The following is a 25,717-nucleotide window of genomic DNA, read 5'->3' on the forward strand; positions in this document are numbered from 1 at the left end:
ACCTACTGCTCGAGCACCGTGATCGACCGGTCCCAGTACGACGCGACCGCCGCCCGCGCGCCGTCCTTCGAGACCGCCACCGCGCACGCGCCCTTGCCGGTGGGCAGCGACGCGACAACCTGCGGCGGATCGCCCGCGATGACCGCCACGCCGCTGCCGACCGGCGGCCACTGGGTCCCGCCGAGCGCCACGAAGAGCGTCTTCCGATCGGGCGACGTCACGCCCGTCCGCGGGACCCCGCCGAGCGGGAGCGTGCTCTTCACCGTCATCGTCGAGAGATCGATGACGCTCGCGGTCCGCGCCTCGGCGTTGAGCGTGATGCCGTACCGGTCGTCGTGGAGCAGGAAGCCCGCTGTCGGCCCGACGCCGACGGGCGCCTTCCGCGTCTCGGTCACCCCGGCGACGCGCAGCAGGATCGCCGTGTTGGACAGCCGATCCGGGAAGAACACGGCGCCTCCATCCCGGGTGATGTCGCCCTCGCGCGGCTCGCGCCCGACAGCGATGCTCCGCCGCGTCGCGCCGAACGGCGACTCGCTCGGGTCGAACAGGTCGATCCAGGCGCCGGCCGGCCGGCCGGCGTGCGTCAGCGCGCCGAGCGCCGCGATGTAGGGGCGCCCCTCGGCCTGCACGAGGAACAGCTGCCCCGTCGCGTGCGGGAGCGTGATGTTCGCGAGCCGCACCCCCGTCGGCAGCTCGAACTTCATCACGCGCTTCGTGTCCGTCGTCGCCGCGACAACCGTCCTGCCGTCCGGCAACGCCACGATGTCGCCCGGCGTCCGGCCGACGTCGAGCAGCACCGGATCGCGATCCCACGCGGTCGTGTCCATCACCGGGATCCGCGCGGCGTCCACGTGCCGCAGCACCGCGACGTAGCGGTCGAACAGGAGCCGGATGTGGTCGCCCTGCGCCGGCATCGACGCCTTGTGGGCGATCTCGCCGCTCTGGAGCGCATACTCGCGCAGCGAGGCGTCGTCGGCGCTGACGTAGATCGACGTGCCGCTCGGGTTGAAGACGATGTCGAGCGGGTGCACGTCCCCGATCCGGATCTCGCGGGCGCGCCAGCGGCCCTTCGGATCGAGGGGCGGCGGCGGCGCTGGCTCCGGGCTGTCCGGGCCGAACGCCGCGGGGTTCGGCGCCTGGTCGGACGCGTCGACCGCGCCGGCGCCCTCCGGCGTGAGCGCGGTCAGCGGCGGGGCCTCGCCGACGGGCGACTTCAGGCTGGTCAGGGTGGCGATGATCACGGCCGCGACGCCGCACGCCACCGACACCGCGGCCCGCGCCAGGCGCGGCTCGCGGCCGGAGAGCGAGGCGGACGACCCGCGGGGACGCTCGCCGAGCCACGCCTTGCAGGCGCGGCACTTGCGCGCGCCCTCGACGATGCGGGCGCCGCAGCTCGGGCACGGGACGCGACGCTCGCTCATTGCAGCACCCACGCGACCTTGGCGCGATCGCCGAGCGCGAGCGCCGAGCCGCCGTCCGGGGCGAGCCGGATGCGCGTCGGCTCGCCGCCGAGCGGGTGGACCTTCGCCGCGTAGCTCTTCAGATCGACAAGCGCCACCGAGCCCCCGCCGTCGCCGCTCAGCGCCACGACCGCCTGCGTCCCGTCCGGCGCGATCGCCATGTCGAGCGCGCGGCCGGGGAACGTGACAGCGCGGATCAGCTCGCGCTTCGACAGATCGAAGATCTGGAGCGCGCGCCCCTCGTTGCACCGCACGACGGCGCGCCGGTCGATCCGGACGAGCTCGATCTGCTCCGGCTCGCGGCACGTCGTGATGCGCGCCTCCTGCCGCACCGCGCCCGACGGGAGCCAGGTGAGCGGCACCAGGGTGTTCGCGGCGCGGAGGGCGACGAAGCCCGCCGAGCCGTCCGGGGTCATGAGCGCGCCGACCGGGTTGCCCACCATCGAGGTGCGCACGCGATCCTGCTCCGAGCCGAGCCGGCTCGGGTCGAACGGATAGGCGACGCCGCCCGACGGCTCGCGCTGGCCGTGCAGCGGGAGCTGGCCCGTCGTCGTGATCGCCCGGGTGCCGCTGTCGTCGACGGCCACGGGGCCCACCGCGTCGTCGCCGAACTGGATGCGCTCGATCTCGGCGTGGTACTCGGTCGCGAGGATCGCCACCGCGTGCGCCTCCGGCAGCGAGGCGAGCGCGCGCCGGCCCGAGGCGCCGACCTGGATGTCGCCCACGGCCTCGCCGAGCTCGATCGTCTTGAGCAGCCGCGTCGTGGCGGCGTCGATCACGTAGATGCGCGAGGGCGACGTCGCGTAGACGACCTCGCCCACGCGGTGGAGGCGCCGCACGTTGGGCGCCTCGGTGACGAGGCTGAGCGCCTCGCCGGTCCGCGAGCTGCGCACCTCCAGGCCGGAGGACAGCGCGACAGCGAAGCGGTCACGGTCGAGCGGGAGCGCGTCGAACGCGTCCTTGGGCAGCGAGAAGGGCCCGGCGATCGAGGGCGCGTCGACGACGTGGCCGACGTCGTTCGGGCGCTGCCAGACGCAGCGGCCGAGCTGGCACGACTCGCCGCTCCAGCACGGCGCCCCGCACACCGGGGTCGGAGGAGGGACCGCCGTCGCGGCCCGGGACGGCGCGAACCGGTGGGGCGCCAGGTAGCGCAGCGCCCCGCCGGTGCTGATGAGCCCGAGGATGGCGCCGATCGTGACGAGCGGGCGCCAGTGCAGGGAGAGCCAGCTCGCGTCCGGGGGGGCGTCGGGGATCGAGGGGGCCCGCACCGATGGCTTCGGCCCGTCGGTCGGCTCCCCGCACTCCGGGCAGAGGACGACCCCGGCGGCGATGCGCTCGAGGCAGACTGGACAGCTCGCCTCGCCGGCGGCGGGCGACCGGCGCGACGGCGGCTCGAGCCACTGGGCGGGCAGCGGGCTCGCCTCGGCGGCGTGGAAGGCCTCCTGCGCGTCAGCGGCGCTGGAGCCAGGCTCGATATCGCTCCGCGTCTCATGATCCACTGCTTACCTGCGTCTCTTCCGTGACGAGCGGTCCCCCCGCGTACTCCGAGCGTGCCCGGATGTCGAGCCCCTCGTGGCGGCGCAGCCGGCGCGGCGACGCGCGCCCGCCGCCGCGAACGGGAGGACGGTCGTGGGGAAATCGCGCTGCTGCCGGGAAGGCCCGCGGCGCGACGAGGGTCGCAGGGGGCTCAGGCGAGCGTGGCTGTGGCCGCCAGCTCAGGAGTCGACCAGCGGCCGCTGGATCGCCGAAACATCGGTGTCATCGAATGAACCGGTTCACCCCCGGTCCTCGTCGCCGGGAGCCATGAGAAGAAACGACTGTATTAGATCAAACAATTTTGATCCTTGGTCGCGCTGCCCTCTGGCGACGATCGCTCGGCGAGCGGTGATGGCAGAAAATGCCAGTCGCAGCACATAAAAATGCGCCTTTGCCGCGTAAGATTCCACCGAATGACGCATCACGTCAGCGCACAACCAGCGTGCCATCGTGCTATTTTGCAGATCGGGGCATCGGGACGGCATCTTAACGCGAGGTTGGCGATGAATAAGACACTTGGTTGCTTGGTGGCACTTGCGCTTGTGGGCTTGCTGGGTGGGTGCGGAGCGGTGAACGACGGCGAGACCAGCGGAGGCAACACGTCGTCGAACGGCTCCGGCGGTCCGGGGGGATCTGGCGGGCCCGGGGGGACCACTGGATTCGATGACAGCTTCGGCTCGGTCAATCCCACCACCGGCAGCGGCGGCGGCGGGACCCCTGACGAGGGGGATCAGGCAAACGGCGAGTCGTGCGACGGCAGGTTCACCGGCCGCGTGCGCGACTTCAAGGTCGATCACCCCGACATGGAGCCGCAAGACTCCGGCAAGTGCGTCGGCTGCAACGACCACGAGATCGTCACCGACGCCCTTGGAGAGGACCAGAAGCCCGTCTACGCCGGCGGGCCCGACGGCACCAGGAGCACGACCGGCAAGGCGGCCTTCGACATGTGGTTCCGCGACGTGGAGGGGGAGAACATGGCGACGAACATCACGCTCCAGTTCACGGACTCCGACAACGACGGCGTGTGGACGTACAACAACCGGGCGTTCTTCCCGATCGACGATGCGCTGTTCGGCAACGAGGGGCTGCAGCACAACTACCACTTCACCTTCGAGATGCACATGGGCTTCGAGTACAAGGGCGGCGAGCGGTTCACGTTCGCCGGCGACGACGACGTGTTCACGTTCATCGACGGGAAGAAGGTCGTCGACCTCGGGGGCGTGCACGTCGAGCAGACCGAGGTCGTCGACCTCGACACGCTCGGGCTGGAGGTCGGGAAGAAGTATCAGCTCGACTTCTTCTTCGCCGAGCGCCACGTGACCGACTCCCATTTCCGGATCGACACGTCGATCGAGTTCATCGACTGCGGCGTCGTGGTCAAGTGACGCCGGGGACCGAGCTCGGCCGGCCAGCGCGGCCGCGCCGCAGCTCGTCCGACGCCGCCTAGAACGCCGACCACATTGAAATTCCGCTAAAATCGACTCATGGGAAGAGGACCGCAAGGGCGCAAGGGGCGCAAGGGGGGAGAAGAATATAATTCTATCTCTGTTCCCTTGCGCCTCTCGCGCCCTTGCGGTCTCTCGTCTGACTGGGTGCCGTGCCCTTCCAGCGTGCTCCTCGGCGGCTCCGACGGGTGCCACAATCTGTTGAATTTAGCTGAATTTTAACCTGTTCGGCGTTCTAGTCCTCGCAGGCGAACTGCGGGGGGAAGCTCGTGAGCACGGCGCAGTCGTCGCCGCACTCCAGGTGACAGTCCATGCAGTCGTCGTACGCGGCCTGGTCGGACGTGGCGACCTGGCCGACCAGGGCGTCGCACGCCGCCCTCGCCTCTTCCTTGTCGTAGCCGCCGCCGCAGCCGAGCGCGGCGCCCCCGAGCGCGCCCACGACGAGGACCGCGACGACCCACGACTCTGCTCTGCTCTTGCTCATCATGCTCCCTCTCATTCTGCGCAGGTGAATGTCTGCGGGCAGGCCCCCGACGGCTCGCAGGCGTCGCCGCACTCCTCATAGCAGCTCACGCACGCGTCATGGCTCTCGTCGGTGGCGCAGGACGGCACCGCGGCGCGCAGCTGATCGCAGCGCTGCTGCGAGTCCTCCGTCGAGAGCCCCCCGCAGCCGGACGCGAGCGTGACAAGCGAGAGCAGCACCGCGCCAATACCCAGCCTTCGAGCCATCGTCGCCTCCCTTCGAGCTCCCCGAGCGTAACCGAAATGCCGCGGTGGGGCGCGGCTTTCGGGGCCGCGCGCTCAGTCGGCAGGCCGCGCCGGGCGCTCAGTCGGCCGGCTGCGCCGGCCGCGCCACCGGGGCGAGCCCGTACGTGCCTGCGCCGCTCACCTGGATCCACGCGCGCATCACCTGGATGGGGCGCCCCGCCCGCGCCACGGCGGCGGCCGCCGCGTCGAGGTCGCGCGCGCACGCGGCGTGCAGGTCGTCGGTCGTCTCGTGATCCTCCGCCGAGCGGCGGATCCAGACCGCGGTCGACGGCATCGCCGCGCCCTCGTGCCTGTCCTGCCAGCGCCTGCCGACGAGGTGCGCCCGGAGGAGCTTCCGCGCGTCCGCGGGGGTGTCCGGGTGAAGCTCGTAGACCATGGTCGCGATGAATGACCTCATGCGCCAGAGCCTGCCGGAGCGGGGCCGGCCCGTCCAGGAGGCAGGCGCTGGCCCGCGCGCGGCGGCTGGAGCGGCGGCTGGAGCAGCGGCGACTGTTCAGCTCGGTTGAGCGCCTGGTTGCGTCCGAGCGTGAGCGCGCTTATGCGGTGATGGCCAGCGGCCATGTTGCGCCTGCATTTACATGATGCTTGATGAACGCCTCGCCGCGCTCGCTTCCTCCAGCCTGGTCACGCTGGTGCTCGATCCGGAGCACCTGCGCTTTCGCTGGACCAGCGCCGCGGCGCGAGGCACGCCTGCCGCGAGGCATCTGAGCTCCAGGACGAGGTCGGGCGCGACAGGTAGGCGGTAGGTCGCAGCGAGAGCGGCGTGGGAGTGCCTTGGCCAACGGGCCGATGTTCAACGTAGACGAAGCATCGCTGAACGCAGCGGCGAGGCGGACGTTGGAGGCGATGATGAAGAGCGGATACGAGTTTCAGAGTGAATTCGCGCGCAGCTACGTGGCGAAGGGCGTGGAGAAGGGTCGGCAAGAGGGGAGCGTCGAGACCAAGGCACACGACGTGCTCGCCGTCCTCGAGGCCCGCGGGTTGGAGGTGCCCGCCGAGGTGCGGGAGCGCGTCCTCGCGAGCACCGACCTCGCCGAGCTCGATGGCTTGCTCCGTCGTGCCGCGGTCGTCAGCAACGCCAGCGAGCTCCTCGCCACGACCGCCTCCTGAGCGCGCAGGCATCAGGAAAAGGCGTCGAGCGCGCCTCCCGCCCCGTACCTTCGAGAGCCCTCTCGTGGAGCCCCGTGCCCTGATGTCGGGGCACACGGCCCCTTGCGTCCCTTGTGCCCTTGCGGTCCTCTTCCCATCTGCTGATTTTCTCGGGATCTTGACGCGATCGGTGCTCTACCATGGCGCCGATGTCGCTCGACCCCCGGCGCATCCTGCCCATCGCGGACCGGCTCCACGCGGAGCCCGGCCATGCAGGCCGGGGTGTGACCATCGCCTTCCTCGACGCCGGCTTTTACGCCCACCCGGACCTCGTCACGCCGCGCAGCCGCATCCTCGCCTACCACGACATCTTCGCCCCCGACGCGGACCTCTCCGCGCTCGAGCGCCCTGACGTCTCGTCGTGGCACGGCATGATGACCTCGGTGGTCGCCGCGGGGAACGGCGCGCTCTCGGACGGGCGCTTCCGCGGGCTCGCCTGGGAGGCGAACGTCGTGCTGGTCAAGGTCGGCTCGGCGCACCGCATCGTCCACGACGACATCCGCAGGGGCATCGCGTGGGTGATCGCCCACCGCGAGCAGTACGGGATCCGCGTGCTCAACATCTCGTGCGGAGGCGATTACGAGGAGTCGTACCTGACCGGCAGCCTGTCGCGCGCGGCCGACGACGCGACCCGGGACGGCATCGTGGTCGTCGCCGCCGCAGGCAACGCCGGGCACGATGCGGCGCACAGCGTCCTCCCGCCGGCCAGCGCGCCGAGCGTCATCGCGGTCGGGGGGCTCGACGACGGGGGCGCCGGGGACCGGACGTGGCACTACCACTCGTCGTACGGGCTCACCCTCGACGGGCTGCAGAAGCCGGAGCTCATCGCGCCGGCGATCTGGCTGGCGGCGCCCATCCTGCCCGGGACGCCGACCGCGGCGCAGGCGCAGCTCCTGTCGCGGCTCGACGGCGCGCCGGACGACGAGCTGCCGGCGCTGCTCGTCGAGCACGCATGCGTCGATCCGGACCTCGACGCCGTCGCCGGGCGCGAGCCGTACCTCGTGCGCCAGCTCGCGGCGGCCAAGCTGCGCGACCAGAAGGTGATCTCCGGCCACTACAAGCACGTGGACGGGACGAGCTTCGCCGCGCCCATCGTGAGCAGCGTCGTGGCGCAGATGCTGGAGGCGAACCCGCGCCTCTCCCCGCAGCAGTGCCGGCGCATCCTGATGAAGACCGCGCGCGGGCTGCCCGGCATCCCGCTCGAGCGGCAAGGCTGGGGCGTCGTGCAGCCCCGCGCGGCCGTGGCCGCGGCGCGCGCCGCCTGAGCGGGGCCGCCCGGCACCGGCCGCAGCGCGCGCCGACCCTCCAGGTCGAGCGCCGGACAGGCAGGCCACCCTGCCCGGCTGCCGGCACCCCCCGGCGGAGCCTCGGCACGGGCGGCACAAGGAGGCCCCCGGAACCGTGCGCCCACGACACATCGGCGATCGCCTCGCGAGGGCGCAAACGCGGGCGCGAGGCCCGCGCGCCGCCTCATCGAGCGCCCCCGCCGGCGCCGGGCGCGCGCGTCCTCGGGCGCGCACGCCCGGCGCCGGACGCGAGCCCGAGCTCGATCATCGTCAGGCAGACGCGGCCAGCCGGGGGGAATACCTTGCGTACCCCGTCGCCGGCCGGTAGCTTCCGAAGCGCCTCAAGGCTCGTTCGTCCTCGACCTCTGATCCGGCCGCCTGCTGCAACGTGGTTGCCTCTTCCGAACGTGGGGTGACGGCTGGTCGTCGGGGAGTGTTTTCGCGTGCGGCCCGCGGCACGATCCGGGCCGTTCGCGAGGGAAGCGGGGATCGTGCAACGGGATTGGCGGCAGACATGAGCAAGCGGCTTTATGTGGGGAACCTGGCGTTCCATTCGACGGAAGACAGCCTACGCAGCGCGTTCGAGGCGGCAGGTGTCGAGGTTCTGTCGATTCAGTTGATGACGGACCGGATGACCGGGCAGTCTCGCGGTTTCGGCTTCGTTGAGGTGAGCGATGCCCAGGCGCAGGCGGCCATCACCGCGCTGCACGGCAAAGACCTCGACGGCCGCACGCTGACGGTCAATGAGGCGCGCGAGCGCACCGGCGGCCCCGGCGGCGGGGGCGGCGGCGGTGGCGGCTTCCGTGGCGGTGGCGGCGGGGGTGGTGGCGGCCGTGGCGGCGGCGGCGGTCGTGGAGGTGGCCGCGGCGGCGGCGGCGGCGGGCGCGACCGCTGGTAGCCCCAGCGCGATAGGGGCCCCCCGGCGCACCGCCGCGGGGGCCCGTGCTGCGTCCTCCACATCATCGGCAACATCGACGACGCGGGGGACGGCCAGGCCGGAGAGGCGCCCCGGGGACGCCAGGAGACGCGAGGACCTCTCGCGCTCCCGGCGCCTCGGCGCGCTGTCTCTTCGGGTCGCCGCGCGCGCTGGGGCCGCGCGTCAGCGATCCCTTGCGGGATCCCTGACGGGCCGAGCTAGCTGGCGCGCTGCGCCGCGGGGCGGCGGAACGGCGAGCGGCCGGCGAAGACCTGGCCGTCGCCGAGCGCGTACGCGATCCGGAGCAGCTGGTTGTACTTCGCGACGCGATCCGAGCGGGACGCGGAGCCGGTCTTGATCTGGCCCGCGTTCGTCGCGACCGCGAGGTCGGCGATGAACGTGTCCTCGGTCTCGCCCGAGCGGTGCGAGATGATCGACCGGTAGCCGCCCTCGCCCGCCTGGCGGATGCAGTCGAGCGTCTCCGTGACCGTGCCGATCTGGTTCAGCTTGATGAGGATGGCGTTCGCGAGGCCGTCCTCGATGCCCTTCGCGAGGCGCGCGGGGTTCGTCACGAAGAGGTCGTCGCCGACGAGCTGGACCTTCTTGCCGAGCCGCTCCGTGAGCAGCCGCCAGCCCTTCTCGTCGTTCTCGGCGATGCCGTCCTCGATCGACACGATCGGGAACGCCTTGCTGAGCTCCTCGTAGATGGAGACGATCTCCTCGCGGGTCTTCTGCTGCTTGTCGAAGGTGTACCGCTCGGTCTTCGCGTCGTAGAACTCGCTGAGCGCCGCGTCGAGCGCGACGCCGACGTCCTCGCCGGGGCGGTGGCCGGCGGCCTCGATGGCGCGCACGACGTACTCGAGCGCCGCCCGGTTCGACGGGAGGCGCGGGGCGAAGCCGCCCTCGTCGCCGACGGCCGTGACCATGCCGTCCTTCTTGAGCAGCCCCTTCAGGGTGTGGAAGATCTCGGTGCCCGTGCGCAGCGCCTCGGCGAACGACGCGGCGCCGTAGGGGACGATCATGAACTCCTGGATCTCGAGGCCGTTGTCGGCGTGCATGCCGCCGTTCAGGATGTTCATCAGCGGCGTCGGCAGGACGCGCGCCGAGGCGCCGCCGAGGTAGCGCCAGAGCGGGAGGTCGACCGTGTCCGCGGCGGCGCGGGCGGCGGCCATCGAGACGGCGAGGATCGCGTTGGCGCCGAGCTTCGACTTGTTCGGGGAGCCGTCGGCCTGGATGAGCACCCGATCAAGCTCGGCCTGATCGAGCGCATCCATCCCGAGGACGGCCGGACCGAGGACGGTCTCGACGTTCTTCACCGCGGTGAGCACGCCCTTGCCGAGGAAGCGCTTCTTGTCGCCGTCCCTGAGTTCGACGGCCTCGTGCTCGCCGGTCGACGCGCCGCTCGGCACGGCCGCGCGGCCGGTGCCGCTCAGCGTGGTGACCTCGGCTTCGACGGTGGGGTTGCCGCGCGAATCGATGACTTCGCGCGCGATGACGCTCTGGATCTCCGACATGACCTCTCCTCAAGGGACCGCTTCCTCGCGACCCCGGCAGCTCTCGAGGGGGCTCGAGAAGCGGCGGGAGCATAGGCGCGCGCCCCCCCGGTTGTCGACGCTCCGGTGCACCCGCGGCGCACGGCGCCGCCGGGCCGCAGGGCGCGCCTCGCTGTTGACGCGGGGCCGACACGCGCCTGGACGGGGCCCTCGCCCCGTCGTTCCGGGCGCGAGCGCAGGTGCGCACGCGCGCCCGGGTCGACGGTCGGTGCGCGCCTGGCGTAAGCTCGCGACCGCGTGGAAACCTCCATCGGCGTCTTCGGTGAGGAGATGCTCCTCTGGCTCTGCATGCTCCGCCAATCCCCGCGGCGGCCGCCGGCCGATCACGTGCTGCGGCAGGCGAACCTGCTGCTCGAGGAGCTCAAGGGGTCCAAGCTCGCGCGGGAGATGCCGATCGCCTCGGTCGACGACGGCATGTTCGCGCTCGCGGCGTTCGCGGACGAGCTCGGGATGTCGCTGCCGGACCTGCGGCCGGTCTGGGCCCAGCGCCCGCTCCAGGCGGCGCGGTGGATGACGAACAACGCGGGGGTCGAGTTCTTCGAGCGGCTGGAGCGCGTCCGCAAGGGCCCGCTCGTGGTGATGGCGACCTACGCCTGCGTGCTCGGGCTCGGCTTCCGCGGCCGCTACGCGCTGCCGGGGCAGAGCCCCGACGACCTGCTGCGGATCCGCCGCGACCTCTCGCTGAGCCTGGGCGTGGATCCGGACCGGGACTGGAGCGGCGGGGTGCTCCGGCCAGTGAGCGTCGAGGGCGTGGCGGTCCAGCACCTCCCCAACCTGCCGCTCTGGCAGTCCGCGCTGGTCGGGCGTGCCCTGGCGGCGCTCGTCGCCGTCGCCGGCGCGACCGCGATCGCGTGGACGATCGCCCAGAGGGTCGGATGAGCGGCTCCTTCGTCTACGAGCTGGCGAGCGTCCACGCGCTGGTCCAGCAGGCGAACCCGGACAGCGACCAGGGGATCTACGCGGTCCCCTGCTACCTCGTGCTGGGCGAGCCCGGCTCGGGCCGCTCCACGGTGATCCGCTCGATGAACCTCACCTGGTCCCCGGGCGGCGCCCCGCTCCCGATCGGCGTGCCCGGGGCGCGGTGCTCGTACTGGCTGGCGAAGGAGGCGCTCTTCATCGAGCCCGAGGCGTCGGTGCTCGGCCCGCGGCGGGAGCCGGCCGAGCTCGCGCAGCTCTGCGACGAGCTGCTCCGCTCGCGGAAGCGCGAGCCGATCGACGGCATCCTCCTCGTCCTGAGCATCGCGGAGTTCATCGAGCTCGACGAGCCGGGGATCGAGGCGTACGCGAACCGCATGCGCGCGTACCTCATCGAGGTCGGCCGCGCGCTGCGCGCCGACGTGCCGGCCTACGTGGTGCTGTCGCGCTACGACACGCTCTGGGGCTTCGCCGAGGTGTTCCAGTGGACGCACGAGCGCGGGCGCGAGGAGCCGTGGGGCTTCACGCTCCCGCTCGAGACGAGCCCGGACAACGCGGTCCCGCGGATCCTCCAGGAGCTCGAGGGGCTGAACGCGCGGCTGGAGTCGTATTGCCTGGCGCGGGTGAGCTCGGAGGACCCGCCCGACGCGCGGATGCGGGCGTTCCAGCACCTGGCCGAGGTGCGGGCGCTGATGGCGCGGCTGCGGCAGCTGTTCGGGGCGCTCGCGATGGCGAACGCGTTCGAGCGCGCGCCGTGGCTCCGCGCGGTGGCGATCGGCAGCGCGCTGCCCGGCATGGGGGACCGGCTCCGCGCGGGGGTGACGCGGTTCATCAACATGGGGCTGGCGCAGCCGCCGAACGCGGCGGTCGCGCCGCGGCCCGGGGGGCTGCCGATCCACGCGACCATGAGGGCGGTGGTGCTGCCGGAGCGCGACATCGTGCCGCTCCGGCCGCGGTGGCGGGACGACCGGTTCACGCTGTTCTGCTTCGTGGGCGGGCTCTTGCTGCTGCTGGCGGCGGGGGTGACGGAGCTGATCCTGCGCCAGCTGGGGTGACCGGCGTGGCTCGGGGGCCCCTCGCTCCGCGCCGCGCCTGCTGAGGCGGAGCGCCGCCCGCAGCAGGGCCGCCAGCGCCGCTCGTCCGGTTGACGGGGCGTGTGGACGGCTCATACGCACATCAGTACAACCGCGACACGCCGTACAGCGCCATCGTCCAGGCGTTCGACGCGCTCATCAAGCAGCTCCTCTCCGAGAGCGAGGAGCGGATCACGACGTGGCGCGGCGCCATCCTGGATTCGCGAAGGGGAGCGTGGAGTCGCTCTTCTTCTGCGGCGCGTACCGCGACAACGAGGTGAGCCCTACCCACCCCTTCCTCGTCGCGCTGGAGGAGCTCGAGAGGAGCGGCCTCGGGGTGCGGAGCATCGTCCTCGAGCCCTCGCCCTTGCCCACCTGATCGAGCTCGTCAACGACAGCCTCCGGATCGGCGACGGCGGCGCCCTCGCGGGCGCGGTCCTGAAGAAGACCGGAGGCAATCCGTTCTTCGTGAAGCAGTTCATGAGGCACCTTTACGACGCGAAGGTGCTTGTCTTCGAGCCGGCGAGCGGATGGGGCTGGGATCTGCGGCAGATCGAGCGGCTGGAGTGCACCGACAACGTCCTGAGCCTCATGACGGAGACCCTCCGGCGCTTGCCGCAGGCGACGCAGCGGGTGCTCCGGCTGGCCTCGGCGATCCGGAACACGTTCGAGCTGGACGTCCTGAACACCGTCAGCGAGCGCGCCCCCGAGGAGACGTACGCGAGCCTCGACCACGCCCTCGGCGAGGGCTTGATCGTGAGCGCGAACGAGCAGTTTCGCTTCGCGCACGACAAGATCCAGGAGGCCGCGTACTCGCTGATCCCGGAGCGCGACAGGCCGGCTCCATTACCGGATCGGGCGGCTCTTGCTCGGCAAGCTGCGCTCCGACGCGGGGCACGACCTGTTCGACGTCGTCAATCACCTGAACAGCGCGGGCGAGCGGATCCACGCCCCGCAGGAGCGCATCGAATCGACCAGGCTCAACCTCCAGGCCGCCGGGCGAGCCGAGGAGTCGGCGGCCACAAGATCCAGTGGTCAGCGAGCACGCCGCCGGAGTCTCAGGCGATAACCCAGCGGGCGGTCGACGAGCTGCGCTCGACGGGTCAGTTCCAGCCTTTCGAGAAGGAGTTCTTCCGGAAGGACGGCAGCCGCGTCCCGGTGCTGCTCGGCGGGGCGCGATTCGAGGGGTCGGAAGCCCAGGGGGTGGCGTTCGTCCTCGACGTCAGCGAGCGCAAGCAGGCGGAGGAGCGCCAGAGGCTCCTGCTGAACGAGCTGAACCATCGGGTGAAGAACACGCTGGCGATCGTGCAGGCGATCGCCGTGCAGACGCTCCGCATGGCGGACTCGCCCGGGGCGTTCACGGACGCGTTCCTGGCCCGGCTCCTGGCCCTGTCCCAGACCCACAACCTGCTGAATGAGACCTCCTGGCAGGGCGCCGGACTCCGCGACATCGTGTGCGCCGAGCTGGCGCCGCACGCCGACTGCGACGCCGAGCGCGTCCGTGTGACCGGCGAGGACGTGCGCCTCCGGCCGGAGGTGGCGGTGACGCTCGGCATGGCCTTCCACGAGCTGGCGACCAACGCGGCCAAGTACGGGGCGCTGTCGCAGCCGTCCGGCCGCGTGGCGGTCACATGGAACGTAAGCGCACAGGGGCACGAGCCGCTGCTCTGCCTGAAATGGCAGGAGACGAACGGACCGCCTGTCCGGCCGCCGCGCCGCAGGGGCTTCGGCTCGCGCCTGATCGAGCGAGACCTGCAGCGCCAGCTCGCCACGGACGTGCGCCTCGACTTCCTGCCCGAGGGCGTGCGCTGCGTGATGTACCTGCCGCTGGAGCGCGTGATCGCAGGATGACCCCGGATCCGGAGAGCCCGAACGAGCTGCAGGGGCTGCGTATCCTCATCGTCGAGGACGAGCCCATGATCGCCTCATCGCTGGAAGATGTCTTGACCGATCTCGGCTGCGTGGTGATCGGCCCGGCGTTGAACATGCGGGACGCGATCCGCCTGGCCCGCGAGGCGGAGATGGACGGGGCGAGCCTGGACATCAACATCGCCGGCGAGAAGGTCTATGCCGTGGCCGACATCCTGAGGGAGCGAGGCATCCCGTACGTCTTCATGACCGGGTACGGCAAGGCAGGGCTGCGAGAGTCCGATCTCGGCCGTCCGGTGCTGCAGAAGCCGTACAGCCTCAACCGCTTCGTCGAGATCGTCATGCGGTGGCGATAGCCGGGCTCCCGGGCGCGGCGGTGGCCGGATTTGAACATCGTGCCCTTTCGCGAGGGCGATGGCGGCATTACGTTGGTGATGGCTACTGGATGGTTCCTGATTGAAAGGAGGTTCCCATGGCGGAACAGCAGCGTCAGCAGACGGGTCAAGACGTTCCTGTGGCCAGGTCGCAGCAGGGCAAGGCCGGCAGCCAGGCGACGAGCCAGACATCGTCTCAGGGGGCCGGTGGTCAGTCCACCGGGCTGCAGCGCCAGCAAGGGGGTGGTCAGCTGGGGCAGTACGGCGCGGCGGGCGGGGTCTTCAGCCCGTTCACGATGATGCGCCGGGTGATGGAGGACATGGATCGCATGTTCGAGGACTTCGGCATCGGGGGGATCTTGTCGCCGTTCAGGCAGCCCCGTGCGATCGAGCAGGGCGGCGAGCGGGCTCTCTCGTCCTTCGGTGGCGGACTCTGGTCGCCGCGCATCGAGGTGGGCGAGCGCGGCGGGCAGCTCGTCGTGAAGGCCGATCTCCCGGGCGTGACGAAGGATGACATCCGGGTGGCGCTCGAGGACGACGCCCTGATCATCGAGGGTGAGCGCCGGCAGGAGCAGCAGGAGCAGCGCGAGGGCGCGAGCTACAGCGAGCGCAGCTATGGCTCGTTCATGCGCTCCATCCCGCTGCCCGAGGGCGTGCAGCCCGACGACGTGGACGCCAGGTTCGAGAACGGCGTCCTCGAGGTCTGCCTCAAGCTGCCTCAACAGCAGCAGCGCGGCCGCACGGTGGAGATCAAGACCGGCGGCGGGTCCACGGCGCAGATGGCCGGCGGACAGGGGACGAGCGCGGGCGGCGGCGAGAAGGCGTCCGAGAAGTCGAATCGGCCCAGCTGAAACGGGCCTGCGTGCCGGGCAGAGGGGATCGAGGAGGTGACACCAGCGGCGGGCCGGCGGAGCTCACGGCGCGCCCGGCGCTCCGGCAGCCGCGGACGCCGCTCCCCGGCCGAGGATCGCGAGCTCCGTCTCGATCCACCGATCGAGCTCCCCCTGCAGGCTGAACAGCGCCAGATCGAACTCCCGCCCATTGACGACGATGAACGGCGTCCCCGAGAGCCCGGCGCGGTCGGCCTCGGCCTTGTCGCGCGCGATCACCCGGGCGGCGGCCTCGCCCGCCATGTCGGCGCGGAATCGGGCCATGTCGAGTCCGACCTTCTGCGCATAGCCGAGCAGGTCCTTCTCCTCGAGCCGCCGCTGGTTCTCGAACAGGAGGCGCTCCATCTGCCAGTAGCGGCCCTGCGCGTGCGCCGCGATGGCGGCGCGCGCCGCGGGCTCGGCGTGCGCGTGCGACCGGAGCGGGTACACCTTGTGGACCAGCCGGACGTTCGGCGCGTGGCGCTCGAACACCTCGTCGAGGAGCGGGACCGCGCGGCCGCAGGAGGGGCACTCGAAATCCGACCACACGACGATCTGGACCGGCGCGCGCTCCGGCCCCCGGGACGGTGAGTCGGCGAGGTCGATCTTCTTCACGTTCGGACCGAACCGCACACCGTACGCGGCCTGCGCCTCGGCGGCGCTCGCCCCGCCGCGGATCTTGTCGGCGACGAGCTGCGCGGCCGGCACGCAGGCCGCGCAGGGGCGCGACTCGCGGACGCACTGCGCGAGCGACACCGCCTGATCGGAGCAAGGCGCGTAGAGCTGCGAGACGAGCTGCCACCACGTGTGGCGCTCGCGGCGGACGAGCTCGGTCGTGTTCACGCCGGGCAGCTCCTCCGGCTCGCCGCCGGGAGCGTCGAGCGGGGCGGCGCCGGGCGGGCCGGGGAGCGGAACCGAGGAAGAATCCGCGAACTGGGGATCCTGCCGCTCCGCGCCGCCGCATGCGGCGAGCGCGGCGAGCGCGGCGAGCGCGAGCCGTCGTGCACCTGATCTCGGAATGAACACGCGCGGATGCTACACCGCCGCCGCGGCCGAGCCAGGTCGAAGCGCCGCCTGGGACCCACGCGCCTCACCCGCCGGCGCTCACGGCGCACGCCCGGCGCCGCCGCCCCCCTCAGAAGGCGCCGCCGAGGCCGAAGGTGGCACGGTCCGGCGCGAGGCCGACGTGCGGCGCGAGCCGGAGCCGCGGCGAGCGGAGGCGGATGTAATCGTAGCTCTCGGTCGTCGTGGGCTCCTCGTACTGGAGGACGGCGATGTCGACGATGTTGGCCGTGAGCAGCCCGAGGCTGCTGCCGATCAGCAGGCCAAAGAACGCGTCCCACCCGCCGCGGGAGTCCGAAGAGCTGCCGATGAGCAGGCCGACCATGCCGCCGCCGACCGTGCAGCCGGCGCTGAGGCCGAGGCTGGCGAAGCCCTTGCCGACGTGGCCGTTGGCCCAGTGGATGACCGGACCGCCGAGCACGAAGGAGCCGGCGGTCAGCCACGCGAGCGGCTCGTTCTCCGTGGCGACGGCGAGGGGCACGAGCCCGAGGGTCCCGCCGAGCACGATGAGGTGCTGCCAGCCGTACCAGGCGCGCTTCGGCGTCGGCTGCTCGAGCGCGGGAGCGCTCCCGGGCTGCCACGGGTAGGGGGCCGGGCTCCTCGACCACGCCGGGGGCGGCGGGGGAGGTCCTGGCGGCGAAACGCCGGCCGGCGGCGCGGCGCCGGGCGCCGGCTGCATGGCGGCCGCCTGCGCCGCCGTGAACACCACGGTCGCCGCGCAACCGAGCCGCAGCACCTCGCGAAGCATGCCTGTCATCCAGCGCCGCTCTCTTCCTTCTCTCACCCCTTGACCCCTCGCAGCCTCTTCTACTTCCTTTCGCTCGGCCGCCACACTCAAATCCGGGCCCGCATCCACGCGAGCGGCGAGGGACGGCCCCTCCGGCGGTGCGCGCCGTCAGACCCAGCGCCGCGTCGACCGAGCGTAGGTCTCGTATGCAACGCCGAACCGGGCGCGCATTCGCCGCTCCTCGAACGCGATGCAGTCGATACGGCGCCGGGAGCACCGACGCGCGCGGCAGGAGGGCGTGCGTCAGCCACATGACCGCCACCACGAGGACAAGGAGGACCGGCGGGAGCAGATTGCGCGGGAATGCATTCTCGTCGAGACCATCGTCGAGGCCGCAGCTCGCGTTTTCGACGCGCACGGCTACGACGGGGCGAACACGAACGAGGTCGCCAGGGTCGCGGGGGTGAGCGTCGGGTCGGTTTGCCAGTACTTCCCGAACAAGGACGCTCTCGTCACCGCGCTCCACGAGCGCCACGTGCGCCACATGCTGCGAATCCTCGACCAGGTCGGCGCGGCGGCCGGCGCTCTCCGGCGGGCCATCTCCGACGCGATCCTCGGCTATCTCACGCTCGCCGCGCAACCGACGCGGGCGGCGAGCCCGACGGACCGGCCGTAGGCGCGGCGCACGCCGCCGACCTCTGGGACCGTCGCTCGGGCCTGTACCTGCAGTCCATCCTCGCGTTCGGCATCCCCTGTCCTGGCTCATGGATCGAATCGAGGAGCTCCGAGCCGGGCGTGAGCCTCCGCGGCTACCCGAGCAGCGACGCCGCGACGCGCGGCGCCTCCCGCGCCGGGCACCCCATCCAGCCCGAGAGCCGCTCCGCCGGCTCGCCGCTCGCGAGCGCGCGGCGCACCCGCTCGGCCACGTCCGCGCGGAGCGCCCGCGTCCCGAACACCGGGTAGCCGATCGCCGCGTACGCCCTGGGATCCACGCCCCGCGCGGCGGGCACCGACACGGCGCCGGGCGCCGGGCACGCGGGCACGCAGCCCCGCCCGAACCAGGCCGCGCACAGCGCGAGGCGGCGCTCCAGCGCGCCGCGCCGGAGCAGCTGCTGCACGTAGATCACGCGCTCGCCCACCTCGATGCCGCGCGCCTTCAGCAGCGCGAGGTCCTCCGGCGCGAGCTCCGCGATCTGCTCCTCCGCGTCGCGCGCCGCCGCCGTCCCGAGCCCCTGCTCCAGCTGGTAGACGATCCCGCGCGCCGCGCCGGGGAGCGCCCGCACCTCGGGCGATCGCAGCGGCCCGAGGAGCTCCTCGACGAGATCGCGCGCGAACGCCACGAGCCGCCGGAGGACGCGCGATCGCGCCCCCGCGCCGAGGTCCTCGAGCTCCGCGAGCCGCACGTCGGGCAGGAGCAGCGTCGGTCCGCGCGCGAGCTGCCCGAGCGGCCGCTCGCCGTCGGCGATCCGCCCGCCCGCGTCCACGGAGAAGCGCTCGTGCGGCGCCCCCACGATCGCCTCGACCCAGCGCGCCCGGTCGTCCTCGGGCGCCGTCGCCGCCGGCCCCGGCGCGAGCAGCGCCCGCAGCGCCGCGATCCGCGCGAACGGGTGCCCCGCCTCCACCGCCGGCGGCGGCTCCGCCCCGGCCCGGCGCGCCGCGGGGCGCGCTGCGGTCCGCGGGCCCCGCGCCGCGCCGCCGCCCCGCTCGACGAAGCGCTGCACGAGCCGCTCGTGGAGCGCGTCGCTCAGGCGGTCCTCGATCGCCCGCGTGCGGTCCTGCCACGCCGCCGCGTCGCGGACCCAGCGGCCGTGGTTCGAGATGTAGGTCCACGTCCTGATCGACGCGATCCGCGTGATCAGCGTGTCGATGTCGCCGCCCGCGTCGTCGATCTCGGCCACCCGCGCGGCCATCCAGTCGGTGTCGAGCGCCGCGCGCGGGCCCGAGAGCTGCCCGTAGATCTCGGCGAGGAGCGCGACGTGCGACTCGAACAGGAGCTTGCGGAAATCGGGGATGCGGCAGACCTCCCAGAGCAGCCCCACCGCCTCGCTGCCGCGCGCGCGGGCTCGAACCGCCGGGTCCTCGGCGAGCCGCGTCAGGGCGGCCGTGTCCTCGGCGTCGTCGACGAGCTTCAGGCTGCGGGCGCGCGGCCGCTGCCGGAGCGACGCGAGGAGCGCGTCGATCGAGCTCCGATCGAGCTCGCTGTTGCGCCAGAGCAGCCGCCGCAGCGGCGGGAAGCGGTGCGCCTCGATGGCGGCCGCGACGCCGTCGGGGAGCGACAGCGGCGCGACCGTGCCGAAGGTCCCGTCCGCGAGGTGCCTGCCCGCGCGGCCGGCGATCTGCGCGAGCTCGGCGGGGTCGAGGTCGCGCACGTCGCGCCCGTCGAACTTGCGCAGCGCCGCGAACGCCACGTGGCGCACGTCGAGGTTGAGCCCCATGCCGATCGCGTCGGTCGCGACGAGGTAGTCGACCTCGCCCGACTGGAACAGCGCGACCTGCGCGTTGCGCGTGCGCGGCGAGAGCGCGCCGAGCACGACCGCGGCGCCGCCTCGCTGCGCGCGCAGCCGCTCGGCGATCTCGTAGACCTGGGCGGTCGAGAACGCGACGACGGCGCTGCGCGGCGGCAGCCGCGAGAGCTTGCCGGCGCCGGCGCTCGCGAGCCGCGAGAGCCGCGGGTGCTGGACGAGCCTGGCGGTGGGCACGAGCTCGGCCATGAGGGGCCGCATCGTGTCGGCGCCGAGGAACCACGTCTCGCGCCGGCCGCGCGAGAGGAGCAGCCGCTCGGTGAACACGTGGCCGCGCTGGTCGTGCGCGGCGAGCTGGATCTCGTCGATGGCGAGGAAGTCGACCTCCAGCTCGGTCGGCATCGCCTCGACGGTGCACACCCAGTAATCCGGCCGCCTCGGCACGCGCTTCTCCTCGCCGGTCACGAGCGCGACGCGGGCCTCGCCGACCCGGGTGGTCACCCGATCGTAGACCTCGCGCGCGAGCAGCCGCAGCGGCAGGCCGATCATGCCCGAGTCGTGCGCGAGCATGCGCTCGATCGCTCGGTGGGTCTTGCCGGTGTTTGTCGGGCCGAGGACCGCGGTGATCGGAGAGGCGTCCACCATGCCGCGCGCAGCTTAGTACCGCGACAGCGGACCGCTCGCGCTCGGTCTTCGTCGCGTCACCGTGCCCGTGGCATGATGGGGCGAGATGCCAGCCGTTGTAAGAATCGCGACACTGGGCCCCGCCTCTGCTAGACCCCGGGGGCCCGGACGCATGGACACTCGGACGCGGAAGGCTCGAACGCATGCTGTCGCTTGAAGCGGGGAGCGTCGTCGGTGGGAAGTATCGCCTGGAGCGGCCGCTGGCGGGCGGCGCCATGGGCCTGCTCTGGGTGGCGCGGCACCTCCAGCTGGAGGTCGAGGTCGCGATCAAGTTCATGATGCCGCAGCACGCCGACTCCCCTGTCGCGCGCGCGCGGTTCGAGCGTGAGGCGAAGGCGTCCGCCCAGCTCCGGACGCCCCACGTGGTCCACGTCTACGATTATGGGCTCGAGGGCGACACGCCCTATCTCGCGATGGAGCTCCTCGAGGGCGAGGACCTCGCGGCGTATCTCGAGCGCCGCGGGCGCCTCACGCCGGCCGAGACGCTCGGCATCATGAGCCAGGTATGCAAGGCCCTCCGCCGCGCGCACGAGGTGGGGCTCATCCACCGCGATCTCAAGCCGGCGAACATCTTCCTCGCGCGCCAGGGCGAGGAGATCGTCAAGATCCTCGATTTCGGGGTCGCCAAGGCGATCGGCACCGGGCTGGCCGCCGACGCGACGAAGACTGGCACGCTCATCGGATCACCGCATTACATGAGCCCGGAGCAGGTGCGCCGGAGCAAGACGATCGACGTTCGCAGCGATCTCTGGTCGCTCGGCGTGATTATCTTTCAATGCCTCACGGGCCAGTTGCCCTTCCCCGGCGAGGAGCTCGGCGACGTGCTCGTGGAGATCTGCACGGGCGACATCCCGGTCGCCTCGCAGCTCGCGCCGGAGCTCTGGCCCGAGCTGGATCGTTTCTTGGAGCGCGCGCTCAAGCGCGAGCCCGCAGAGCGCTTCCAGAACGCGAACGAGCTCGCCCGTGCGTTCGCCTCGGCCGTACAGCGCACGGCGGTCCCGGATGCGCGCGACGCGCTGGATTCCGCCGAGGCCCTGGCACAGGGCGGCCTGCTGGCTCACGGCGGCGCGCCGGCTCACGGCGGCGCGCCGGCTCATGGCGGCGCGCCGGCTCATGGCGGCGTGCCGGCTCACGGCGGCGCGCCGGCTCATGGCGGCGTGCCGGCTCACAGCGGCGCGCCGGCTCATGGCAGCGTGCCGGCTCACGGCGGCGCGCCGGCTCATGGCGGCGTGCCGGCTCACAGCGGCGCGCCGGCTCATGGCAGCGTGCCGGCTCACGGCGGCGCGCCGGGCTCGGGCGGCGCGCCGGGCTCGGGCGGTTCGCCGGGCTCGGGCGGCACGGTGGCCCTCGATGACGCGGTGGTCCCCGGCGGCACGGTGGTGGCGGGAGGAGGGACGGTGGTCGCGGACCGCATGCGGGTCCCGGGCGGCATGCCAGGCCCGGGCGGCACGCTGACGGCGGGCGGCACGCTGGAGGCCGTGGGAGGCGCCCTGCCCCTGCAGGTGGACCGCCGCTCCTCGTCGTCGCGGACGCTGCTCGCCGTTGCCGCCAGCGTCTTGACGGTCGGCGCGGGGATCGCCGCGGTCGCCCTGCTCCTCTCGCCTGCTCCGGACCTGCCCGCCACGCCGGCGGCGGCGCCCCCGGTGGGCGCCACGGAGGCCGCCGAACCGCCCGCCCTCGTGGCGGAGGAGCCCGCCCCGCCGCCTCCGAGCGCGAGCGCTCTCCCTACCGCCTCGGCATCGTCGGCCCCGGCCGCCGCGGACCCCTCCCCGACCGCCGCGGACCCCTCCCCGACCACCGCCGACTCCTCCCCGGCCGCCCCGGCGCCCCCACCCGGCGCCGCGAAGGCCACCCTCAAGCCGGCGCGCCCGCCCGCCAGGCGCCCCTCCCCGGCCGCCCCCTCCAACAAGGCCGCTACCGAGAAGGATCCCACCTTCGGTTTCTGAACGAGACGAATGCCCGGGACCCCGCTGTTCGCCGGCTTCCGGGGCTGCGTGCAGGCCGACGCGTCGAGCAGCTCGCGGAGGCTCACAGCGCAGTCCTCGGCCACCGTTCCGTCGCCGCCGCGCACGTCGGCGGCCGGATCGCGACGTAGCAGGTCCTCGTCGCCCGCGTCGCCGCCGCCCACCCCCAAGCGCACTCTCAAGCAGGCTATTGCGAGCCGAGCTTCGCAGCGGCCTCAGCTTGCGCGCGCGTGAGGAGGTCATCGACGCGAAGCTTCTCAGCCCACATGCTGAGATATTTGTCGTTGATCTCGGCCCCGCTGACTCGAAGCACCTCGACGATGTCACGCCACTGCTTGGACGAGACTGCACCACCTTCGCGGTACCAGAGCAGCTTCCGGAGGATGGTATCTTCCGGAGCCTTGACAAACAGCTCCTCTCCGCTGGCGCGGACCTTGACTTTTCGCCGGCGACTGAACTCGACCTCATCGTAGGGGCTCGGCCCGAGAGCGAAGATATCGATCTTCGTCACCATCGGCAGGTAGAAGATGTTCGCGCAGCTCCCGCGGGTCAGGGCGTCGCGAAGCACGTCTTGATCCACCTCGAAGTCCGGGCCGAGCAGCTCCGCGAACGCGCACATGACGGGGCATCATCGCGACGACCCGATCGATATCGTTCGTCGCGCGCGGCTCACCTTGGAGAGAGCTCGCGAGGCTGCCGCCGATGAAGTACTCGCAGCCAAGGCTCTCGAGCGCGGCGGCGACGCGCAACGCCACGTCGAGCGCCGAGACGACATCCGTCGAGCTGCTCATGACGTCACGTGGCGTCGGCCGGCACGTGACCGAACAGTCGGCGCGCGCAGTCGTGCCCGTACAGTCTCACCGTGAGGCGAACGCGAAGCTCCTGTTCGTCCGCCCCAGGGTGGCGAGCACGGATGCTCGCGAGGGCGAGTTCACGGACCGCCTGGCTCAGCCGCATCGCAGCCTCGAGCCGCTTTTCCGGAGGCATGCGCCGGAGCAGCTCGTGGTAGCGTGCGTCCGCTTGCGGCGAGGTGTCGACCATCGACATACAACATGAGTCTAGCAGAAACCGCTCGCACGGGAAGGGCTCGCCGCCGGTCCCTCGCGAGGCGGGGTGTCGTTCCGGCGGGGCGCCCTCCCTTGGCCCCACGCTCGCTCCCAGCCGACGTCCGAGCTCCTTGCCAGATCCAGCGGAGCCGACCTCCCATCCTCCTGCCGTGCAGGAGCGCACACGTCGCTGGAAGTCGGCCTTGATTTACCCGCGAGCCCGCCGATGATTACAAAATCGACCTTCTCACCGATGAGCGCTTCAACGACGCGCCGAAAGTCGGTGACCATGGGCCGTTTTCGCTTCCTCGATGAACTCCAGTGCCTTCCGCATGCGCTCGACTCTCTCGGTGGGAGTCAGGCGCAGGTTCTCGGCGATGAGCGATGCATCAACGCCGGAGGGGGACTCTTTCGAGGTTCCGCTGGTCCCAGATCTTCTCGGCATCGGAAGGTTCAGCCTCTGCTCGTTCGGCTTGGCGGTCACGCATCGGCTTCGGGCTCCTGACCCGCTGTACCACGGCGGCGGTCCCTGACGACGGCGAGCGGGAATGGCTGCCGAGGCTGACCGGCTGCCGTCACCCTGAGCACGTACGCCCGTCGCAGTCGTCCCGCCTTGGACGTCGCGGCGGCCGGAAACGGCGCCACGGCGCGATCTTCTTCGGGGTCGGATCCCGCGGGCGCTCCACGTGCTCCAGCGCCTCGTGCCGCTGCCGGTCGCGTCGCTGCCGGAGGCACGCGGAGCTGCCGGCCGGGGCGGTGAGCTGGGGGCTGGCTGCTGGATGCGCAGGGACGCAGCGCGCCGGCGGCGGGGCGCTGCGCCTCGCGAGGGCCTACTCGTCGACGGCGGCGTAGCGGCCGCTGGGCGTGACGATGACGTGGGCCTTGAGCGGGACTTCCAGCTCCGCGGAGAGGGGGCGCAGCTCCAGGGTCATCGCTTCGTCCTCGCGGGTCGGCGTCGGATCGCCGCTCGGGTGGTCATGGGCCAGGACGAAGCTGTGGGCTGCCATGTCCAGCGCCGTGCGCAGGACGGTGGAGCGGCCGACGTAGAGGGCGTCGTTGGAACCGCGGGCGAGCTCGAAGGCGGCGGCGAGCCGGGTCGCGTCGAAGAGGGCGATCTGGGTGCGCTCGGCCAGCGCGGCGGGAGAGAGGCGGCCGAGGGAGCGGAGAGCGGCCGTGCCGAGGAGGCGCGGACCGACGCCGGGCAGGCCGAGCACCATCTTGAGGAGGGCGGCCTCGGTCGCGGTTGGCAGCTCGGCCGCCGTCTCGATGGGGGGCGGCTTCGGGCGCCGTCCCGCGTGGAGGAGAACTCGGCAAGCCGCGGCAACCTGAACAGCACCGCCGCTGATCGGCCGGGTCGTTGCAGGGGCACTCCTTCGCTTCCGAGGGGTAGGGCATCGACGGCCCGCTCGCGCCTTCCTCCGGCGTAGCGATCGAACGGTCCTGCGCCGGCCTCCTTGACAAGGTGGGGCATCCTTCGGATACGCTATCTTTCCACGATGCATGGGGACGGCACGTGGGGGTGGGGTCGGAGTTATTTGCCGTCGATCGAGAGCGACGTCTTTGACGCGAATCGAAAGAGCTTCGAGGAGGCGGAGGCCGCTTCCATAGAGGAGCTCGCCGATGCGTCGAAAAGGTGGGATCAGGTGCTCGAGCAAGGTGAGAGCGTCCCGTCGCGAGAGAACCGTGGGAACGTGCTCCGGCCGGCGGGCACGTTCGAGCGCTTCGAGCCGGGGTATCTGCAGGTCGAGGACCCGTTTGTAAAGGAAGAGGAGCGCGCACAGCGCTTGGTTCTGCGTGGACGCCGCGCTGCGGCGCGCGACCGCAAGATCGTTGAGGAAGGCCGTGACCTCTTCCGCGCCCATCTGCCGTGGGTGCTTGCCGCGATGGAAGCGGACCAATGCCCGGATCCAGTGGACATACGCCTCTTCTGTACGCGGAGAGTCATGCAGGCGTCGGAGGGTGGCGCGTACGGCTTCGATGAGGGTCATGTGGATGGTTCCGAGTGGTTGGGACCGGTTCGTCGGACCCGCATTGACCCTTATCGGCGCAGGGCGGGCGCGAGTTGCGGCGGCTGGCGGATACTTCGGCCGCACTTCGATTGCCCGCGGCAATTTATTACAGGCACGCATTTTGCTTTGCGGTGCGCCGTCGCCGTCCGAAGCCCATCAACGGGGATACGTAGTTATGCAGCGGCGGCCTATCTCCGGAGATGCGCAGATAGCCTGCGAAAGATCGCGACCTATCCTCGGGAATACGAAGATCTGCCATGGGGCGACGCGAGTCATCTGCGAGAATACGGGGATAGGGCGCCACTGTTCGCAGCCTACATGCGAAAACGCGAAGATATGTCGCGCAGCACAGCTGATTGCGACGTTGGGCGGACCACGGTTACGCACACGGAGACCTAAAGATATGACCACGACAGCCGGACGCGGACTCCGACGGGCGGCCGCTCTCGCCTGGCTCGCTGTCGCCGCGGTCGCCGGACTTGGCTGCCGCGACCGAGAACGGGCTGTCGCAGAAGACGCAGCGCCAACACCGGCCCAAACTGCAGAAGCT

Annotated in this window: 25 protein-coding genes and 1 pseudogene; 12 read left to right on the top strand and 14 right to left on the bottom strand. The window is 71.9% G+C overall.

Annotation, left to right across the window (positions count from 1 at the left end; genetic code table 11):
• Positions 1 to 2: 2 nt before the first annotated feature.
• The 3 genes from WMF28_RS38170 to WMF28_RS38180 all read right to left on the bottom strand — a co-directional run bounded on the left by WMF28_RS38170 (position 3) and on the right by WMF28_RS38180 (position 3,445).
• On the bottom strand, positions 3 to 1,421 hold the full coding sequence (locus WMF28_RS38170; protein ID WP_437598525.1) for a hypothetical protein: 1,419 nt from the start codon (positions 1,419 to 1,421) through the stop codon (positions 3 to 5).
• Positions 1,418 to 2,959, bottom strand: a complete 1,542-nt coding sequence (locus tag WMF28_RS38175) for a YncE family protein (protein WP_437598526.1) — start codon at positions 2,957 to 2,959, stop codon at positions 1,418 to 1,420. Before WMF28_RS38175 ends, WMF28_RS38170 begins: the two co-directional genes overlap by 4 nt.
• 276 nt (positions 2,960 to 3,235) lie before the next feature.
• On the bottom strand, positions 3,236 to 3,445 hold the full coding sequence (locus tag WMF28_RS38180) for a hypothetical protein (RefSeq protein ID WP_437598528.1): 210 nt from the start codon (positions 3,443 to 3,445) through the stop codon (positions 3,236 to 3,238).
• Between the two features lie 120 nt (positions 3,446 to 3,565).
• Between WMF28_RS38180 and WMF28_RS38185 the strand changes: the two genes are divergently transcribed.
• On the top strand, positions 3,566 to 4,381 hold the full coding sequence (locus WMF28_RS38185; protein ID WP_437598530.1) for a fibro-slime domain-containing protein: 816 nt from the start codon (positions 3,566 to 3,568) through the stop codon (positions 4,379 to 4,381).
• Between the two features lie 295 nt (positions 4,382 to 4,676).
• Here the strand turns inward: WMF28_RS38185 and WMF28_RS38190 are convergent, their stop codons facing one another.
• The 3 genes from WMF28_RS38190 to WMF28_RS38200 form a co-directional block, all read right to left on the bottom strand.
• Positions 4,677 to 4,928 carry a hypothetical protein gene (locus tag WMF28_RS38190; protein WP_437598531.1) on the bottom strand — a complete coding sequence of 84 codons (252 nt, stop codon included), beginning with the start codon at positions 4,926 to 4,928 and terminating at the stop codon, positions 4,677 to 4,679.
• A gap of 8 nt (positions 4,929 to 4,936) precedes the next feature.
• The gene (locus WMF28_RS38195) at positions 4,937 to 5,170 is read right to left on the bottom strand and encodes a hypothetical protein (protein WP_437598532.1); all 234 of its coding nucleotides are present in this window, start codon (positions 5,168 to 5,170) and stop codon (positions 4,937 to 4,939) included.
• A gap of 97 nt (positions 5,171 to 5,267) precedes the next feature.
• Positions 5,268 to 5,606 (bottom strand): hypothetical protein, encoded by a 339-nt coding sequence (locus WMF28_RS38200; protein WP_437598534.1) that lies wholly within the window; start codon positions 5,604 to 5,606, stop codon positions 5,268 to 5,270.
• A gap of 449 nt (positions 5,607 to 6,055) precedes the next feature.
• Here WMF28_RS38200 and WMF28_RS38205 point away from each other — a divergent pair, with 449 nt between their 5' ends.
• The 3 genes from WMF28_RS38205 to WMF28_RS38215 all read left to right on the top strand — a co-directional run bounded on the left by WMF28_RS38205 (position 6,056) and on the right by WMF28_RS38215 (position 8,542).
• Positions 6,056 to 6,319 carry a hypothetical protein gene (locus WMF28_RS38205; RefSeq protein ID WP_437598535.1) on the top strand — a complete coding sequence of 88 codons (264 nt, stop codon included), beginning with the start codon at positions 6,056 to 6,058 and terminating at the stop codon, positions 6,317 to 6,319.
• Between the two features lie 188 nt (positions 6,320 to 6,507).
• Entirely contained in the window at positions 6,508 to 7,623 is a 1,116-nt protein-coding gene (locus tag WMF28_RS38210) for a S8 family serine peptidase (protein WP_437598536.1), read from the top strand.
• 535 nt (positions 7,624 to 8,158) lie between these two features.
• Positions 8,159 to 8,542 (top strand): RNA recognition motif domain-containing protein, encoded by a 384-nt coding sequence (locus WMF28_RS38215; protein ID WP_437598538.1) that lies wholly within the window; start codon positions 8,159 to 8,161, stop codon positions 8,540 to 8,542.
• Positions 8,543 to 8,778: 236 nt separating this feature from the next.
• On the opposite strand, the gene eno is transcribed toward WMF28_RS38215, so the two are convergent.
• Positions 8,779 to 10,074: a phosphopyruvate hydratase gene (gene eno / locus WMF28_RS38220; RefSeq protein WP_437598540.1), complete on the bottom strand. Its 1,296-nt coding sequence runs from the start codon at positions 10,072 to 10,074 to the stop codon at positions 8,779 to 8,781.
• Between the two features lie 276 nt (positions 10,075 to 10,350).
• Between eno and WMF28_RS38225 the strand changes: the two genes are divergently transcribed.
• The 6 genes from WMF28_RS38225 to WMF28_RS38250 all read left to right on the top strand — a co-directional run bounded on the left by WMF28_RS38225 (position 10,351) and on the right by WMF28_RS38250 (position 15,195).
• A complete protein-coding gene (locus tag WMF28_RS38225; protein WP_437598541.1) occupies positions 10,351 to 10,992 on the top strand; it encodes a DotU family type IV/VI secretion system protein in 642 nt (213 codons plus the stop codon).
• Positions 10,989 to 12,083, top strand: coding sequence for a type VI secretion system protein (locus WMF28_RS38230; protein ID WP_437598542.1), 1,095 nt, complete (start codon positions 10,989 to 10,991; stop codon positions 12,081 to 12,083). The genes WMF28_RS38225 and WMF28_RS38230 overlap by 4 nt, the downstream gene beginning before the upstream one ends.
• Positions 12,084 to 12,300: 217 nt before the next feature.
• Positions 12,301 to 12,480 (top strand): hypothetical protein, encoded by a 180-nt coding sequence (locus tag WMF28_RS38235; protein ID WP_437598543.1) that lies wholly within the window; start codon positions 12,301 to 12,303, stop codon positions 12,478 to 12,480.
• Between the two features lie 89 nt (positions 12,481 to 12,569).
• Complete coding sequence (locus tag WMF28_RS38240; RefSeq protein ID WP_437598544.1) at positions 12,570 to 13,952, top strand: HWE histidine kinase domain-containing protein; 1,383 nt, start codon at positions 12,570 to 12,572, stop codon at positions 13,950 to 13,952.
• Positions 13,949 to 14,326 (top strand): response regulator, encoded by a 378-nt coding sequence (locus WMF28_RS38245; protein ID WP_437598545.1) that lies wholly within the window; start codon positions 13,949 to 13,951, stop codon positions 14,324 to 14,326. The genes WMF28_RS38240 and WMF28_RS38245 overlap by 4 nt, the downstream gene beginning before the upstream one ends.
• 116 nt (positions 14,327 to 14,442) lie before the next feature.
• The gene (locus WMF28_RS38250; protein WP_437598547.1) at positions 14,443 to 15,195 is read left to right on the top strand and encodes an Hsp20/alpha crystallin family protein; all 753 of its coding nucleotides are present in this window, start codon (positions 14,443 to 14,445) and stop codon (positions 15,193 to 15,195) included.
• Positions 15,196 to 15,258: 63 nt separating this feature from the next.
• Here the strand turns inward: WMF28_RS38250 and WMF28_RS38255 are convergent, their stop codons facing one another.
• Both WMF28_RS38255 and WMF28_RS38260 read right to left on the bottom strand, forming a co-directional pair.
• Positions 15,259 to 16,239 carry a DsbA family protein gene (locus tag WMF28_RS38255; protein WP_437598548.1) on the bottom strand — a complete coding sequence of 327 codons (981 nt, stop codon included), beginning with the start codon at positions 16,237 to 16,239 and terminating at the stop codon, positions 15,259 to 15,261.
• A gap of 109 nt (positions 16,240 to 16,348) precedes the next feature.
• Entirely contained in the window at positions 16,349 to 17,032 is a 684-nt protein-coding gene (locus WMF28_RS38260; RefSeq protein ID WP_437598549.1) for a hypothetical protein, read from the bottom strand.
• A gap of 268 nt (positions 17,033 to 17,300) precedes the next feature.
• Between WMF28_RS38260 and WMF28_RS38265 the strand changes: the two genes are divergently transcribed.
• Positions 17,301 to 17,678, top strand: a complete 378-nt coding sequence (locus WMF28_RS38265; protein ID WP_437598550.1) for a TetR/AcrR family transcriptional regulator — start codon at positions 17,301 to 17,303, stop codon at positions 17,676 to 17,678.
• Positions 17,679 to 17,811: 133 nt separating this feature from the next.
• Here WMF28_RS38265 and WMF28_RS38270 read toward each other — a convergent pair whose 3' ends face one another.
• A complete protein-coding gene (locus WMF28_RS38270) occupies positions 17,812 to 20,109 on the bottom strand; it encodes a helicase-related protein (protein ID WP_437598552.1) in 2,298 nt (765 codons plus the stop codon).
• A 182-nt stretch (positions 20,110 to 20,291) separates the two neighbouring features.
• On the opposite strand from WMF28_RS38270, the gene WMF28_RS38275 reads away from it, so the two are divergent.
• Complete coding sequence (locus tag WMF28_RS38275) at positions 20,292 to 22,094, top strand: protein kinase domain-containing protein (protein ID WP_437598553.1); 1,803 nt, start codon at positions 20,292 to 20,294, stop codon at positions 22,092 to 22,094.
• Between the two features lie 205 nt (positions 22,095 to 22,299).
• Here WMF28_RS38275 and WMF28_RS38280 read toward each other — a convergent pair whose 3' ends face one another.
• From WMF28_RS38280 to WMF28_RS38295, 4 genes and pseudogenes are all read right to left on the bottom strand, one after another.
• Positions 22,300 to 22,731: a hypothetical protein gene (locus WMF28_RS38280; RefSeq protein WP_437598554.1), complete on the bottom strand. Its 432-nt coding sequence runs from the start codon at positions 22,729 to 22,731 to the stop codon at positions 22,300 to 22,302.
• A gap of 176 nt (positions 22,732 to 22,907) precedes the next feature.
• Complete coding sequence (locus WMF28_RS38285) at positions 22,908 to 23,159, bottom strand: hypothetical protein (RefSeq protein WP_437481860.1); 252 nt, start codon at positions 23,157 to 23,159, stop codon at positions 22,908 to 22,910.
• Positions 23,160 to 23,988: 829 nt separating this feature from the next.
• A complete protein-coding gene (locus tag WMF28_RS38290) occupies positions 23,989 to 24,375 on the bottom strand; it encodes a JAB domain-containing protein (protein ID WP_437604352.1) in 387 nt (128 codons plus the stop codon).
• Between the two features lie 576 nt (positions 24,376 to 24,951).
• Positions 24,952 to 25,287: pseudogene (locus WMF28_RS38295) on the bottom strand (site-specific integrase); the annotation flags it as partial.
• Between the last annotated feature and the right edge of the window lie 430 nt (positions 25,288 to 25,717).

It is taken from the genome of Sorangium sp. So ce590 (assembly GCF_051521365.1).
GTDB lineage: Bacteria > Myxococcota_A > Polyangia > Polyangiales > Polyangiaceae > Sorangium.